The organism is Microvirga splendida (assembly GCF_016427565.1).
Taxonomy (GTDB): Bacteria; Pseudomonadota; Alphaproteobacteria; order Rhizobiales; family Beijerinckiaceae; genus Microvirga; species Microvirga splendida.
The window spans coordinates 69,147-82,518 of the sequence record NZ_JAELXT010000007.1 but is presented as its reverse complement, the minus strand read 5'-3'; the positions used below and the strand labels follow the sequence as shown (position 1 = coordinate 82,518).

Sequence of the window (13,372 nt, the reverse complement as noted above, 5' to 3'; positions counted from 1 at the left end):
ATGGCCGAACTGTTTCACCGCAAGTTAGAGCGCACCGCCATCGGCTTCGTCATCGCGATCATCGCCGCCGCCAGCGTCGGCGGCCTCGTCGAGATCGCGCCGCTGTTCACGATCAAGCAGACCGTCGAGGAGGCCCCGGACATGCGTGTCTACACGCCTCTGGAGCTGGCCGGACGCAACATCTACATCCGCGAAGGCTGCTACGCCTGCCACAGCCAGATGATCCGCACCCTGCGCGACGAGGTCGAGCGCTACGGCCCGTACTCGCTCGCGGTCGAGTCCAAGTACGACCGCCCGATGCTGTGGGGCTCGAAGCGCACCGGTCCGGACCTTGCCCGCGTCGGCGGCAAGTACTCCGACTTCTGGCACGTCGCCCACCTCACCAACCCGCGCGACGTGGTGCCGGAGTCGAACATGCCGGCCTACCGCTTCCTCGCCCGCACCGCCCTGGACACGGACGACCTCGGGCGGCACCTGCAGGCGCAACGGGCGCTCGGCGTGCCGTACACCGACGCCATGATTGCCAACGCCGCTGGTGACGCCTTCGGGCAGGCGGCCCCCGACAGCCCGTTCGCCGCGGGCGTAACGGAACGCTACGGCGAGAAGACGCAGGTCAGCGCCTTCGACGGGGTGGCGACCCAGCTCACCGAGATGGACGCGCTGGTCGCCTACCTGCAGGTGCTCGGGCGGCTCACCGACGCTCCTTATTCCAACACGGCCGCGCCGGAACAGGCGCCCGATCCCACCAATTGACGAAGGCGAAGGAGGACGGCTGATGGACATCGACCACAACACCCTCGTCGGCTTCGCCAAGAGCTGGGGCCTGTTTTATTTCATCGGCTTCAGCGTCTGCGTGGTGATCTACGCGTTCTGGCCGGCGAACCGGAAGAAGTTCGACGACGCCAAGCGGAGCATCCTGAGTAAGGACGACAGGCCATGGCAGTAGAGGAGCGCGATCCCGTCAGCGGCCGCCCGACGACGGGGCACGAATGGAACGGCATCAAGGAGCTCGACACGCCGGTGCCGCGCGGCGTCCTGATGTTCATCATCGTCACGCATGTGTGGGCGCTGCTCTGGTGGATCCTGATGCCGACCTGGCCGATGGTCACCACCTACACCAAGGGCATCCTGGGCATTGACCAGCGCCAGACCGTCGAGCAGGAACTTGTCGCCGCCCAAGCCCAACGCGCGGCCTGGCTGAAGGCCATCGAGACGGAGAGTTACGAGCAGATCCAGGCCAACGAGGACCTGATGAGGGTCGTCCGCTCGACCGGGCGCCAACTCTTCGGCGACAACTGCGCCGCCTGCCATGGGGCCGACGGCAAGGGCCGCGCCAACTATCCCGACCTGACCGATGACGACTGGCTTTGGGGCGGCGAGGTGGAGCAGATCGCGGAAACGATGCGTCTCGGCATCAACTCGCGCCACGAGAACACCCGGGTCGCGCAGATGCCGGCCTTCGGGCGCGACGCGATGCTCGACCGCACCCAGGTGACGAACGTCGCGACCTACGTGCAATCCCTGTCCAATCCGGCCGTGTCGACGCCTCAGAACGGCCCCCAGATCCAGGCCGGGCGGGAGGTCTTCCTCACCACCTGCGCCGCGTGCCACGGCGAGGACGGCAAGGGCAACCGCGAGGTCGGCGCCCCCAACCTGACCGATCAGTTCTGGGTCTACGGGGGCGACCTCCAGACCCTGATCAACACGATCCACGGCGGACGGCAGGGGCACATGCCGACCTGGGATGAGCGCCTGACCCCGGCGGAGATCAAGATCCTCGCCCTGTACGTCAACTCGCTGGCGGCTGCAAAGCCATGACCGCAAGAGAGGCTCCGAAGCGGAACAGGTGGCCCATCGTGGCGTGGAGCCTTGCGGCGGCTGTCCTGATCGTCGTGGCCGCCGCCAACGCCCACCTCGTCTACGTGGCGGTGGCCTCCCAGCCCGACTGCGTCGCCCACCTGAAGGAGGCGGGCACCCAGGCGGGCGCGTTCCGGGCGGCAAAGCCAGCCTGCTGAGAGAAAGATCGAGCGATGCACGATTTTGGGGAAGGCAGATGAGCGAAGCGGATGAGTCCTACGGCCTGTTGAGCGAGACCTCCAGCATCGACGAAACGCGGAATCCCGCGCGGCAGCGCCACCTGCCGGCGCAGGCCGCGCTCGACTGGCTGCGGGCGGGCTGGCGCGACCTTCTGGTCCGGCCGGGCCTCAGCCTGGCCTATGGCGTCGCGGTCTTCGTGATCACCGCCCTCCTCGCCTGGGCGCTGATCGCCTCGGGACGGGATTACATCCTGTTCCCCGCCATCGCCGGCTACATGATCGTTGCGCCCGTGCTGGCCATCGGCCTCTATGAGAAGAGCCGCGCCCTGGAAGCCGGGGAGCAGCCGACGCTGCGGACCATGCTGCTCGTGCGGCCGCAGGCTGGGGCGCAGATCTTCTACACCGGACTGCTGCTGTGCCTGCTGATGCTGCTCTGGAACCGAGCCGCAGTCCTGGTGTACGCCCTGTTCTTCGGCGTCCGGGCCTTCCCCGGACTTGATGGGGTCGTCGCCATGCTCCTCACGACACCGACCGGCTGGGCGATGCTGATCCTCGGCACGCTCATCGGCGGGCTGTTCGCGGCCTTCGGGTTCGCGATCAGCGTGTTCTCGATCCCCATGCTGCTCGACCAGCGCACGGACGCCCTGACGGCGATGGGCACGAGCATGGCCATGGTGTGGAACAACCTCACCCCGATGATCGCCTGGGGCGCGGTCGTGCTCGCCCTGTTCGCGGCCAGCGCCGTGACCGGCTTCCTCGGCTTCGTTGTCATCTTTCCGCTGCTGGGCCATGCCACCTGGCACGCCTACCGGGCCATGCGCTGATGCGGCCCCGGCATGAGAGACCGGGCGACGGACGGCCATGACCTGTTGCGCGCCCATCGACGTGCAGGCGGCGCTCGGGGACGCCGGGCAACCCGGTTCGTCGCTGGCTGAGATCCGGCTCGCCAGCCGCGACCTCGGCGACGGCACGCGCCAGACCGACCTTTCCGTGCCGGGGGTCCATTGCGCCGCCTGTATCGCGGCGGTGGAGCGGACGCTGAGGAAGCTGCCCGGCATCGAGGCCGCCCGGGTCAACCTGTCCATGAAGCGGGTCGCCGTCACCTGGCGCACCCCCGACGGCACACCGCCCGACCTAATCGGCGCCCTGCGCGGCATCGGCTACGAGGCGCACCTGTTCGCCATCGAGCGGGACGCGAGGGATCCGGAGCTTGCCCGCCTCGTCAAGGCGCTCGCGCTCGCGGGCTTCTGCGCGATGAACATCATGATGTTGTCGGTGTCGGTCTGGGCAGGGGCCGACGCCAGCTCCCGGAAGGCCTTCCATCTGATCTCGGCCCTTCTCGCGCTCCCGGCCCTCCTCTACTCCGGCCGGATCTTCTACACCTCGGCCTGGTCGGCCCTGCGCCATGGCCGCACCAACATGGACGTGCCGATCTCCATCGGCGTGTCGCTCGCCTTCGCCCTCAGCCTCTACGACACGCTCCACAACGCGCCGCATGCGTACTTCGACGCCGCGACGTCGTTGCTGTTCTTCCTGCTCATCGGCCGCACGCTTGACCACGTGATGCGCGAGCGGGCGCGTTCCGCCGTTGCGGGCCTGGCGCGGCTCGCCCCTGCCGGTGCAACGACCATCCGGGACGGGCAGCCGCTCTACGTCCCGGTATGCGAGATCGAGCCCGGGGCGGTGGTGCTCGTCGCCGCGGGCGAGCGGATTCCTGTCGATGGCGCGGTCGAGCAGGGCACGTCCGAGCTCGACCGTTCCCTCGTCTCCGGCGAATCAGCGCCCCGGAAAGTTGCGCCGGGCGAAGCCGTCCAAGCGGGCGTGATGAACCTCACCGGGCCGCTGACGGTCCGGGCCACAGCGCGGGCGGAGGACTCGTTCCTGGCGGAGATGGTCCGGATGATGGAAGCGGCCGAGGGTGGCCGCGCCCGCTACCGGCGGCTAGCGGACCGCGCTGCGGCGCTGTACTCGCCCGTCGTCCACACGCTGGCTCTGCTGTCCTTCATGGGCTGGCTGGTCGCCACCGGGGACTGGCATGTATCCGTCACCATCGCCATCGCCGTGCTGATCATCACCTGTCCGTGTGCCCTGGGCCTGGCGGTGCCCATCGTGCAGGTCGTCGCCGCACGCCGCCTGTTCGAGAGCGGGATCATGGTCAAGGACGGCTCCGCCCTGGAACGTCTGGCCGAGATCGACGGCGTGGCCTTCGACAAGACTGGCACCCTGACGCTGGGCCGGCCCACTCTGGTCAATGCCGACGAGGTGGCGCCGGCGGCGCTGCGGATCGCCCAGGGGATGGCGATGGGGTCACGTCATCCGGCGGCACGGGCGATTGTCGGGGCAGCGGCGCAACGGGTGGACGACGTTCCTGCATTCGACCTGATTGAGGAGGTTCCTGGCCTGGGACTTGAAGGCCAGCTCGGCGACGACACGTACCGGCTCGGCAGGTCGCACTGGGCGGTGGGACGATCAGGACCGGACGACGCCCCCACAGCCGCCTCGATCTCGGTCTTGGGCCGAGATGGCGAACCGCTCGCGACCTTCGTGCTGGAGGACCGCGTCCGCCGTGACGCCCGGGAGACCGTGGACGGTTTGAAGCGTCAGGGGCTGGCGGTGGAGATCCTCTCCGGCGACCGGGCGCCGGTGGTCGAGGCTCTGGCATTGAGGCTCGGGATCCGTGACTTCGCGGCGGGTCTCTTGCCGGCAGAAAAGGTGGCGCGGGTCGCGGCGCATGAGGCCGCAGGCCGGAAGGTCATGATGGTCGGGGACGGCCTGAACGACGCGCCCGCCCTGTCGGCAGCCTACGTGTCCATGGCTCCCGCCACCGCGGCCGACATCGGCCGCAATGCCGCGGATTTCGTGTTCCTGAACGAAAGCCTGTCCGCCGTCACCGACGCCATTGAGATCTCACGTCGGTCCCGCCGGTTGGTTCTCCAGAACTTCGCCCTGGCAGTCGGCTACAATGCGCTGGCGGTGCCCGTGGCCGTGCTGGGCTATGTGACGCCCCTCGTTGCGGCTGTCGCGATGTCGTTGTCCTCGATCATCGTCGTCGCCAACGCCATGAGGCTGTCACCGGCCCGCGAGGCCGCATGAGGCCAAGGACCCGGAGGAGGATCGGATGGGTTCCATGTGGTGGTTGATCCTCATCGCCCTGGGCATGGGACTGGCCGGCCTGGGTGCCTTCCTGTGGTCCCTCCGCAATGGGCAATACGACGATCTCGATGGAGCGGCGCAACGGGTCCTTCTCGAAGAGGATCCGAGCGACGACGGTCAGGCCCGTCCGGAAAGGTGATGCTCGCCACATCTCGGGGCCCGTTCGGCATCGGGGCGCGGCGCGCAGCCTCTGTCAGACGAGGTCGCGGATCACTGCCACCAGCGTCATGCCGAGTGCCGCGAGACTTGGCACCAGCACGGCGGCACCCGAAGCCAGGGCCAGGATCGCCACCCAATCGAACGGCTTGTCAACGAAGCGAGGCACGGTCCGGCCCTCCTTTCCCGATTTCCATCCAACGAATCCCAAACTGCCTCCGTTCCAGCGGCCGCCTCAAACCGTTCGATGTCTCCAGCCCAATGAGCACGGAAGCCGGGAGTGCGATCATAGTCTCTGGCGGGCATCGACGGATTTGAAAGGGCACCTGGAGCAGGAGGAGCAGCCTACCGGACCCGCAGCAATCTTGAAAGCCTACCTACGGGAAATACCTGAGCCACCACAGGCTCCGTGCTTGCGGCAGATCAACCCCTTGCCTTGTGCTGGCGGCGTAGGGTTGTGCGGTTCTCAAACCATCAGGCGCCGCCATGCCCGCGATCACAGGACCGGTCCTCGTTGTCGACGATGACGTCGCGGTCCGGCAGTCAATGAAGTTTGCCTTGGAGCAGGAGGGCTTGGAGGTGCGCCTCTACGAGGATGGCGCTCGGCTCCTCGCCGATGGTGAGCTGCCTCCGACCGGCTGCCTTGTCGTCGACCTCACGATGCCCGGGATGGACGGCATCGACCTTGTGAGCAGGCTTCGGGAGCATCACATTGACCTCCCTGCGATCCTGATCACCACATCGGGTCCCCCTGGCTGCGGGAGCGTGCCCTGAGGACAGGCTTTCTTCTGGTGCTGGAAAAGCCCCTGGAGGACGATGCCCTGCTTGACGGCATCACCGGCGCACTGGCGGCCTCCAGGTAGGCCCGACTGGAAGGGGAACCTGGGCGCTCCCTGGCACACGACGGCGGCTTGCGCTCACCAGCGGGGGATCCCCGCGGACGGTTTCTCTCGCTGCTTGGCCTAAACGTGGGGATCGAATGGCTTGGCATGCCCCGTGAAGATCGCGCCAAACGACACGCTGAAGACAAGCTCACCTGCGGCGTTCTCGTCCTCGATGGTGCAATCGTGAGGGTTTCGATCCCAGGTAACGAACACGCCATCGAGATCCCGGGCCGCGCGCAAGGCCTCGTTGTGAGCCGTCACAGCATCGGGAAAGTCGACACCCAAGTCATCGTAGCTCAGGGTCTCGCTGCGGCATCGGACATGAAAGAAAAAGCGGGGCATGGCCTTCCAGGGGCTGGTCGGTCGATGGCTGGACTCCCCTCCGTCCCAAGTTGGGAGGGACGCCGCGAGGGTCAAGCCGCCGCCAGGATCTCGTCAGCCGGTCCGAAGAACTCGTAGTGAATGCGGTTCGACCGCACACCTGCCAGGGCCAGGCCTCCCACGAACGCCCGCAGGAACGGACGTGGGCCGCACAGGTAGTAGCCCGCCTCGTCCAGCGGCGTGTTGGCCCGCAGCCAATCGATGGTGATCAAGCCGACGTGGTCGAAGTCCTCGCCCTGGCGGTCCTCGGACCGTGGCTCGACGTAGAAGGTGGTCGCCTTGATGTTCGAAAAGGTTTGAGCCAGGGACCGCACACGGTCCCTCATGGCGTGCATCGAGCCGTTGAGGGTGCCGTGCACGTAGTGGACGGACTTGTTCGGGTAGCGGGCCGCAATGGTCTCCAGCATGCTCATCATCGGCGTCAGACCAACCCCGCCGCTCAGCAGCACCACGGGCCGGGGCGACTCTTCGTTGAGGAAAAACTCGCCCGCGGGCGGCGCCACCTTGAGGACGGTCCCGACCTCCGTCTTGTCGTGCAGCCAGGCGGACGCGATGCCCTGTGGCTCCCGCTTGACGGAGATGCGGTAGGTCCCGCCGTTCGGCGCGCTGGAGATGCTGTAGTTGCGCTTGAGCGGATGCTGGCCCGGCACCTCGATCCAGAAGGTCAGGTACTGGCCCGGCCGGTGGAGCAGGACCGGTTCGCCGTCCTCTGGCCGGAGCACGAAGGAGGTGATGACCTCGCTCTCGCGCTGCTTGGCCTCGACCCGGAAATTGCGCCAGCCGTTCCAGCCGCCGGGAGCGGTGGCCAGGCTGGTGTAGATCGCCTTCTCGCGTCCGATCAGCACGTGCGCCAGGAACCAGTAGGCCTCGCCCCAGGCCGCCAGGATCTCGTCCGTGGCGGCATCGCCGAGCACGTCCTTGATCGCGCCGAGCAGCGCCTCGGCCACATGCGGGTAGTGTTCGGGCAGGATGTTCAGCCCCACATGCTTCTGGGCGATCCGCTCAACGGCGGGTGCGAGAGCGCCGAGATTGTCGATGTTCTGGGCGTAGGCGAGGATGGCCGAGGCCAGCGCCTTGGGCTGGGAGCCGGTCTCGCCGTGGTGCGACTGGTTGAACAGGTCGCGGATCTCCTCGTTCCGGAACATCCGCTCATACATGCGCTTCGTGACCGCCAGCCCGTGCTCCTGGAGGGCCGGAACGGTTGCCTTCACGAGATGAATGGTGGTGTCGCTCAATGTGTCCGCCACGGGATGATCTCCTGGGATGCAGCATCACGGGAAAGGGTGCCGACGGACCGGTCCGGCATGCGTGGAGGCCCGCCGTTTGCCGCCAGGCCTTACGCCGTCGGGGCCGTCGTCGGGATCCCGGCGCCACGGGCGGCCTTGTCGACAGCCACCAGGACGTCCAGCGCCCGCCAGGGCTTGGGCAGGAACTGCGCCGTCCTCGGCAGCCCATCCTTCGGCAGCCGCACCCGTCCGGAGGTGACGAGCACCCGGATGTGGGGCCAGCGCGCCGCGCAGGCGAGCGTGAGGTCGACGCCGTCCGCCCTCCCCGGCAGCGTCACATCGGTGAAGACCATCACCACCTCGTCGGCATGGTCCTGCAGGAAGGCCAGGGCCGCATCGGCGGTGTCCACCTCGACGACATCCAGGTCGGCTTCCTCGATCACGGTCGCGGCCAGGTGGCGCAGCTCCGGCTCGTCCTCGACCACCAGCACCTTTCGCCGGATCGCCTGTCCCATCATCGTCTCCCTGAAAGTGGCTTGAGGAACGCAACAAGGCAGGAACTCCCGGGCCAACAGCGCTCCGGTGACAGTCCTGCGGCGTTAATCCGCGGCACCGAGAACAGGCAGCCCACGCAACATGGGTCCCAACCCTATGCGTGCGCCCATGTTCCGGGCGCCGGTCGAATTTCCGCCGGAGGCAGCCTGGATCCGGGGCGCCGGCCGCCCCTGGGGCTGGCCTCAGCGCATGGCGAAGAGCTCCTGATGGAACCGCTTGGCCACCTTCAGCCCCTGGCGTGCGAAATCCCGCCGCAGCGCCTCCCCGAACCCGGCCGGGCCGCAGAACCAGAGGCTGGCCTCGCGCCAGCCGGGAACGGCGGCGCGGATGCGCTCGCCGGTCAATCGTCCGTCACGCTTGTCGTGGAGGACGTGCAGATGGACGCCGGCGGCCCCGGCGTCGGCCCGCAGCTTCGCGATGGCCTCGTCGCTGTAGTCGGCTGTCGGATGGAACAGGTGGATCTCCCGTGGCCGGGACGGGTCCGGCTTCACCTGCCGCTCCCGGGCAATCTGCTTCATGCGGGCGATGAAGGGCGTGATGCCAATCCCGCCCCCGACCCAGATCTGGCGCGGGCAGTCGTCCGCGAAGGTGAGGCAGCCATACGGCCCCTCCACCGTCACCGGCTCGCCGACGTAGCGCTTGGCGCGCAGGGTGCGGGTGAAGTCGCCCAGCTCCTTGGTGATGAAGGTGAGCCGGTGCTCGGCCGGGTCCCAGGCCGAGGCGATGGTGTAGGGGTGAGGTCCGTCCGAAGGATCCCCGCTCAGGAAGGCGAACTGGCCGGCTTTGTGCCCCGGCCAGCCCTCAGGGATGTCGATCTCGCCCTCAAGGACCCGAAGCTCCGGGTAGTAGTGGAGGTTGCTAATCCGGCCCTCGACCTTGCGGCCGGCGCCGATCCGGCGGAACAGGACCAGCACGGCCGCGACCGTCCCCCAGGCCAGCATACCGGCCATAAGAACGCCCAGCGGCGTTGCCCAATAGCCGAACTGGGTCAGCACGACGGCATGGAAGACCAGCGCCAGGTAGGCCACGGCGATCAGGCGGTGGGTCTTGTAGAACAGCCGGTAGGGAATCCAGCGGACGAGAGCCACGACGATGAGCAGCACGGTGGCATAGAACGCCCACTCGCCGACACCCTCCGCGGTGCCGCGGTACGTCATCAGGAGCTGCTGGAGCGCGCCGTCAACGGCCGGCCTGGCGCCACGGGCCGGCCGTTCCAGCCAGCCGAACCCGACCGCCCATTTGGGCCCCTGCGACCAGAGCCAATGGGTCACGGCGAGAACCAGGCCGCCGATGCCGAGCCACTTGTGCAGGCGGTACATCTTGTCGAGGCCGCCGAGCCACCGCTCCGGCCAGCGCGGGCGGAGTGCGAGGATCATCGCCAGGCTCATGCAGCCCATGGCGAGGACACCGCTGAGCTGGACCATCGAACCTCGCAGGGCAAAGAAGCCGGCAGGTTGCAGCGCGAGAGGATCGGCCAGCAGCCACAAGGCAGCGAGCAGGGCCAACGCGCCCCAGAATGCGATCTTGATATGCCCCATCCGACACTCCTTCGTCTGCCCCGTGGCAGAGCGGCTTTTTCAACATTCAAACGTTCAAGCGGCGGGCACTCTCAGAGCCCCGCCGCCCCCTGTCTTTGATCGGCGTCAACCTGCGGCAACGGTCCCTGTGCGTGGACGGCAAGGTCCGCCGGCGGCCAACCCGCCCTCAATCGACCAGCGGCTGCCAGTCCGGGTGGTCGAAGTGGTCGCCATAGGCGTTCAGCGCCTGAACGATGGCCGCCGCGCCTTGGTCCTGGCTGCCTTCCTCCTTCATGGTGTTGACGCCGTCGAGGAGCTGGGTCAGGGCCATATGGAGCTGGAGGTCGGCCTCCTCCGGCAGCCGGCAGTTCGCCACCACGAAGTCGACCTGCTCCTGCACCCAGTCGCCAAGCGTGGACAGGTCGGCCGCGCTGTACCGGCCGGAATGGATCAGCGGCAGGGAGGCGTCGATCACCTCTCGAATCTGGCTCATGCCGGTCCGCAAAGCCTCGTCGGTCTGCCACTTTTGGCCGTTGTTGAGGGTCAGCTCCACGGTGGACGCACCGTGGCTCTCGTGCCCCTGCGGGGCGGCCGCGAGGACTACCCCGGAAAAGCCCGCCGTCAGGCCGAGTGCGACCAGCGCAGCGGCAATGGATTTGTTCATGACCATGATCGGATCTCCTGTTTCGTCGTTCGATGGGCTGGTTTGTGTTTCCGTTCAGCGAAGCCGTGCCCGAACGAGTTCGCCTGTGGCCTGGGCGTACACGGCCTTGATCGGGAAGCCGCTGTCGTTCACGGCCCGGACCTCGTAGCAGCCGTGCTCGGCCTTGATCCGGCTCACGCGGTAGCCCAGATCCTCCAGCCCCTTGCTCACCGCGCTTGCGGCGAAGGTCCGGCCGTCGGCGCTAGGTGCACAGCGGCTGTCGGAATCATCGGCCAATGCCGGACCGGCGAGCCCCGCCGCGAGAAGGGCTGTCGTCATGATGATCGTGCGCATGTCGGTCTCCTGGTGTCCTGATCCGAACGGGCATGTCCGGATCGATGGGGATGACATTAGCGGCCTGCCGCTTTCGGCCGGCTGTTGATCCATGTCAGCGAATTGTCAGGTGCGCGGGGGCATTCTCGCCCCATGAGCAAGACCCGCCGCGCCATCGTCGTCCTCGGCCTCGCCGCAGCCCTGCTGCCGCCTGCCGCCATGGCGGACCGTGAGCGCGACTCCGACCGGGCTCGCCGGGCCGTCGAGCGGGGCGAGGCACTGGCGCTGGCCGAGATCCTGACGCGGGTGCGGGCCGACCTCGGCGGCGAGGTCGTCGGCATGGAATTCGAGCGCAAGCGCGAGCGCTGGGTCTACGAGTTCAAGGTGATCGATCCGGACGGACGCCTGTGGGAGGTCTATGTCGACGCCGCCACGGCCGCGATCCTCAAACGGGAGGGCCATTGATGCGCATTCTGCTGGTCGAGGACGATGCCCGCATCGCGCGCAAGGTTGCGGCCGTCCTGACGGACGCGGGTTACGCCGTCGATCAGGTGGCAGATGGCGAAGAGGCCTGGTTCCGCGGCGACACGGAAGACTACGACCTCGCCGTCCTCGATCTCGGCCTGCCGAAGATGGATGGGCTCGCCGTGCTAAGGAAATGGCGCGCGGCAGGGCGCGATCTGCCGGTGCTGATCCTCACCGCCCGTGGCGCCTGGGCGGAGCGGGTTGAGGGCATCGATGCCGGCGCCGACGACTACCTTGCCAAGCCCTTCGCCATGGAGGAACTGCTGGCCCGCGTGCGCGCCCTCCTGCGCCGGGCCGCCGGCCGCTCCGCGCCCGTCTTCATGTCCGGTCCGGTCGTGCTCGACACCCGAAAGATGCGGGTCACGGTCGACGACGTGCCCCTCAACCTCTCGCCGCTCGAATACCGCTGCCTGAGCTACCTCATGCACCATGCCGGGCGGGTGATCCCGCCCACGGAGCTGATGGAGCACCTCTACGCGCACGATCATGACCGCGATCCGAACGCGCTGGAGGTGCTCGTCGGGCGCCTGCGCCGCAAGCTCGGCGTCGACCTGATCGAGACCCGCCGTGGCTTCGGCTACCTCGTGCCGGAGCTTGCGCCGACATGAGGCAGGGATCGCTCAAGCTGCGCCTTCTCGCGACTGGCACGGCCTCGATCATCTTCGCTCTGGTCCTGGCAGGCCTCGGCCTGCTGCTACTGTTCGAGCGGCACGTGGAGCGGCGCATGGCGGCGGAGCTCGGCACGCACCTCAACCAGCTCGTGAGCAGCCTTGCCCGGACCGGCGACGGCACGCTCGAAGTCGGCAGCCCTCCAGCCGAGCCGCGGTTTCTTCAGCCCCTGAGCGGGCTGTACTGGCAGATCACCGAGGAGCCGCAGGGGGCGGTGCTGCGCTCCCGCTCGCTCTGGGATGCCACGTTGACCCTGCCGCCCGACGTGCTGGCCGCCGGGGAGGTCCATCGGCACACAATCCCAGGTCCGGGCGGTGCCTCGCTGTTGGCGGTCGAACGCCGGATTGTCTTGCCGGCAAGCCTCGGCGGCGGAACGATCCGCGCCGTGGTGGCCCTCGACCGCGCGGAGGTCCACGCCGCCGGCCTCGACTTCGCCTCCGACCTTGTTCCGTCCCTCGCGTTTCTCGCAGGCATCCTGATCGCCGCCGCCTGGATCCAGGTCGGTGTCGGCCTGCGCCCGCTCGACGCCGTGCGCCGTCGGCTGGCGCAGGTCCGTTCCGGCGAGACGGCCCGGCTGGGAGAGGCCTTCCCGGACGAGGTCCGCCCGCTCGCCGCCGAGGTCGATCACCTGCTCGACGAACAGGAAAAGGCCATCGCCCGGGCAAGGGCGCGGGCGGCCGACTTGGCGCATGGCCTGAAGACGCCGCTGACCGTGCTGAGCGCCGACGCCGAGGAGTTGCGGGCGCGCGGCGACGCGGATCTTGCCGATGAGATTGAAACCATCACGGCCGGGATGCGCCGGCATGTCGAGCGTGAGCTGGTGCGGGCCCGGACCGGCCTTCGGGTGCGGTCGGGGCCGCTCCAGCCAGTCCGTCCCATGGCCGAGCAGGTGACCGGTGTGCTCCGGCGAACGCCCCAGGGTCAGAAAGTGTCATGGCAAGTCGACGTCGCCGACAGTCTCGGCGTCCGGATGGACACTCAGGACCTGACCGAGATCCTTGGCAACCTGGCCGAGAACGCGGCCACCTGGGCCGCCGGTGCGGTGCGGATCGAGGCTCGGCGGGACGGCGCTGCGGTGTGCCTCCGGGTTGAGGACGACGGGCCGGGCGTGCCGGAAGACCGGATAGATGCCGTGCTCGCCCGTGGTGGTCGCCTGGACGAGACCCGGCCTGGCACGGGGCTGGGCCTCGCCATCGTCGGGGACTTGGTCGAAGCCTACGGCGGCTCCCTCGCCCTGCGCCGGTCGTCGCTCGGCGGCCTTCTCGCGGAGGTCCGGCTGCCGAGCTAAGGAGCA

General features: G+C 68.2%; 18 protein-coding genes. 11 read left to right on the top strand and 7 right to left on the bottom strand.

The genetic code is table 11. The annotated features are described in order from the left end of the window. The 7 genes from ccoO to ccoS are packed head-to-tail and all read left to right on the top strand — an operon-like array spanning position 1 to position 5,328. Entirely contained in the window at positions 1 to 753 is a 753-nt protein-coding gene (gene ccoO, locus JAO75_RS09440; protein WP_199048608.1) for a cytochrome-c oxidase, cbb3-type subunit II, read from the top strand. Between the two features lie 22 nt (positions 754 to 775). Further along, entirely contained in the window at positions 776 to 946 is a 171-nt protein-coding gene (locus JAO75_RS09435; RefSeq protein WP_199048606.1) for a cbb3-type cytochrome c oxidase subunit 3, read from the top strand. Further along, entirely contained in the window at positions 937 to 1,818 is an 882-nt protein-coding gene (gene ccoP, locus JAO75_RS09430) for a cytochrome-c oxidase, cbb3-type subunit III (RefSeq protein ID WP_199048604.1), read from the top strand. The genes JAO75_RS09435 and ccoP overlap by 10 nt, the downstream gene beginning before the upstream one ends. A gap of 38 nt (positions 1,819 to 1,856) precedes the next feature. Then, positions 1,857 to 2,015, top strand: a complete 159-nt coding sequence (locus JAO75_RS09425) for a hypothetical protein (RefSeq protein WP_343234580.1) — start codon at positions 1,857 to 1,859, stop codon at positions 2,013 to 2,015. 38 nt (positions 2,016 to 2,053) lie between these two features. Then, on the top strand, positions 2,054 to 2,860 hold the full coding sequence (locus JAO75_RS09420) for a DUF2189 domain-containing protein (RefSeq protein WP_199048600.1): 807 nt from the start codon (positions 2,054 to 2,056) through the stop codon (positions 2,858 to 2,860). 37 nt (positions 2,861 to 2,897) lie between these two features. Next, positions 2,898 to 5,129: a cation-translocating P-type ATPase gene (locus tag JAO75_RS09415; RefSeq protein WP_199048597.1), complete on the top strand. Its 2,232-nt coding sequence runs from the start codon at positions 2,898 to 2,900 to the stop codon at positions 5,127 to 5,129. 25 nt (positions 5,130 to 5,154) lie between these two features. Then, positions 5,155 to 5,328 (top strand): cbb3-type cytochrome oxidase assembly protein CcoS, encoded by a 174-nt coding sequence (gene ccoS / locus JAO75_RS09410; RefSeq protein WP_199048595.1) that lies wholly within the window; start codon positions 5,155 to 5,157, stop codon positions 5,326 to 5,328. Positions 5,329 to 5,382: 54 nt separating this feature from the next. On the opposite strand, the gene JAO75_RS25170 is transcribed toward ccoS, so the two are convergent. Beyond that, positions 5,383 to 5,514: a hypothetical protein gene (locus JAO75_RS25170; RefSeq protein WP_262031272.1), complete on the bottom strand. Its 132-nt coding sequence runs from the start codon at positions 5,512 to 5,514 to the stop codon at positions 5,383 to 5,385. 317 nt (positions 5,515 to 5,831) lie between these two features. Here JAO75_RS25170 and JAO75_RS09405 point away from each other — a divergent pair, with 317 nt between their 5' ends. Then, on the top strand, positions 5,832 to 6,119 hold the full coding sequence (locus JAO75_RS09405) for a response regulator (protein WP_246742434.1): 288 nt from the start codon (positions 5,832 to 5,834) through the stop codon (positions 6,117 to 6,119). 188 nt (positions 6,120 to 6,307) lie between these two features. Here the strand turns inward: JAO75_RS09405 and JAO75_RS09400 are convergent, their stop codons facing one another. The 6 genes from JAO75_RS09400 to JAO75_RS09375 form a co-directional block, all read right to left on the bottom strand. Beyond that, positions 6,308 to 6,571: a DUF6894 family protein gene (locus tag JAO75_RS09400; protein ID WP_199048593.1), complete on the bottom strand. Its 264-nt coding sequence runs from the start codon at positions 6,569 to 6,571 to the stop codon at positions 6,308 to 6,310. Between the two features lie 71 nt (positions 6,572 to 6,642). Then, positions 6,643 to 7,857 (bottom strand): NO-inducible flavohemoprotein, encoded by a 1,215-nt coding sequence (gene hmpA / locus JAO75_RS09395; protein WP_199048591.1) that lies wholly within the window; start codon positions 7,855 to 7,857, stop codon positions 6,643 to 6,645. A gap of 89 nt (positions 7,858 to 7,946) precedes the next feature. Further along, positions 7,947 to 8,351 (bottom strand): response regulator, encoded by a 405-nt coding sequence (locus tag JAO75_RS09390; protein ID WP_199048589.1) that lies wholly within the window; start codon positions 8,349 to 8,351, stop codon positions 7,947 to 7,949. Between the two features lie 222 nt (positions 8,352 to 8,573). After that, positions 8,574 to 9,929, bottom strand: coding sequence for a ferredoxin reductase family protein (locus JAO75_RS09385; protein WP_199048587.1), 1,356 nt, complete (start codon positions 9,927 to 9,929; stop codon positions 8,574 to 8,576). A gap of 166 nt (positions 9,930 to 10,095) precedes the next feature. Further along, entirely contained in the window at positions 10,096 to 10,578 is a 483-nt protein-coding gene (locus JAO75_RS09380; protein ID WP_199048579.1) for a hypothetical protein, read from the bottom strand. 48 nt (positions 10,579 to 10,626) lie between these two features. Beyond that, positions 10,627 to 10,905, bottom strand: a complete 279-nt coding sequence (locus JAO75_RS09375; protein ID WP_199048577.1) for a PepSY domain-containing protein — start codon at positions 10,903 to 10,905, stop codon at positions 10,627 to 10,629. 132 nt (positions 10,906 to 11,037) lie between these two features. Between JAO75_RS09375 and JAO75_RS09370 the strand changes: the two genes are divergently transcribed. Genes JAO75_RS09370 through JAO75_RS09360 form a run of 3 tightly spaced genes read left to right on the top strand, consistent with a single transcriptional unit; the run spans position 11,038 to position 13,366 of the window. Further along, a complete protein-coding gene (locus JAO75_RS09370; protein WP_199048576.1) occupies positions 11,038 to 11,349 on the top strand; it encodes a PepSY domain-containing protein in 312 nt (103 codons plus the stop codon). After that, positions 11,349 to 12,017 (top strand): response regulator transcription factor, encoded by a 669-nt coding sequence (locus JAO75_RS09365; RefSeq protein WP_199048575.1) that lies wholly within the window; start codon positions 11,349 to 11,351, stop codon positions 12,015 to 12,017. The genes JAO75_RS09370 and JAO75_RS09365 overlap by 1 nt, the downstream gene beginning before the upstream one ends. Beyond that, on the top strand, positions 12,014 to 13,366 hold the full coding sequence (locus tag JAO75_RS09360) for a sensor histidine kinase (RefSeq protein ID WP_199048574.1): 1,353 nt from the start codon (positions 12,014 to 12,016) through the stop codon (positions 13,364 to 13,366). Before JAO75_RS09365 ends, JAO75_RS09360 begins: the two co-directional genes overlap by 4 nt. Positions 13,367 to 13,372 lie beyond the last annotated feature (6 nt).

What these genes read in the sequence shown, in the direction of transcription:
- JAO75_RS09365 (WP_199048575.1), top strand. Translation starts at nt 11,349, where the DNA reads ATGCGCATTCTGCTGGTCGAGGACGATGCCCGCATCGCGCGCAAGGTT.
- JAO75_RS09370 (WP_199048576.1), top strand. Translation starts at nt 11,038, where the DNA reads ATGAGCAAGACCCGCCGCGCCATCGTCGTCCTCGGCCTCGCCGCAGCC.
- JAO75_RS09400 (WP_199048593.1), bottom strand. Translation starts at nt 6,571, where the DNA reads ATGCCCCGCTTTTTCTTTCATGTCCGATGCCGCAGCGAGACCCTGAGC.
- JAO75_RS09375 (WP_199048577.1), bottom strand. Translation starts at nt 10,905, where the DNA reads ATGCGCACGATCATCATGACGACAGCCCTTCTCGCGGCGGGGCTCGCC.
- JAO75_RS09360 (WP_199048574.1), top strand. Translation starts at nt 12,014, where the DNA reads ATGAGGCAGGGATCGCTCAAGCTGCGCCTTCTCGCGACTGGCACGGCC.
- ccoO (WP_199048608.1), top strand. Translation starts at nt 1, where the DNA reads ATGGCCGAACTGTTTCACCGCAAGTTAGAGCGCACCGCCATCGGCTTC.
- JAO75_RS09385 (WP_199048587.1), bottom strand. Translation starts at nt 9,929, where the DNA reads ATGGGGCATATCAAGATCGCATTCTGGGGCGCGTTGGCCCTGCTCGCT.
- ccoS (WP_199048595.1), top strand. Translation starts at nt 5,155, where the DNA reads ATGGGTTCCATGTGGTGGTTGATCCTCATCGCCCTGGGCATGGGACTG.
- JAO75_RS09405 (WP_246742434.1), top strand. Translation starts at nt 5,832, where the DNA reads ATGCCCGCGATCACAGGACCGGTCCTCGTTGTCGACGATGACGTCGCG.
- JAO75_RS09415 (WP_199048597.1), top strand. Translation starts at nt 2,898, where the DNA reads ATGACCTGTTGCGCGCCCATCGACGTGCAGGCGGCGCTCGGGGACGCC.
- JAO75_RS09390 (WP_199048589.1), bottom strand. Translation starts at nt 8,351, where the DNA reads ATGGGACAGGCGATCCGGCGAAAGGTGCTGGTGGTCGAGGACGAGCCG.
- JAO75_RS09420 (WP_199048600.1), top strand. Translation starts at nt 2,054, where the DNA reads ATGAGCGAAGCGGATGAGTCCTACGGCCTGTTGAGCGAGACCTCCAGC.
- ccoP (WP_199048604.1), top strand. Translation starts at nt 937, where the DNA reads ATGGCAGTAGAGGAGCGCGATCCCGTCAGCGGCCGCCCGACGACGGGG.
- JAO75_RS09435 (WP_199048606.1), top strand. Translation starts at nt 776, where the DNA reads ATGGACATCGACCACAACACCCTCGTCGGCTTCGCCAAGAGCTGGGGC.
- JAO75_RS09380 (WP_199048579.1), bottom strand. Translation starts at nt 10,578, where the DNA reads ATGGTCATGAACAAATCCATTGCCGCTGCGCTGGTCGCACTCGGCCTG.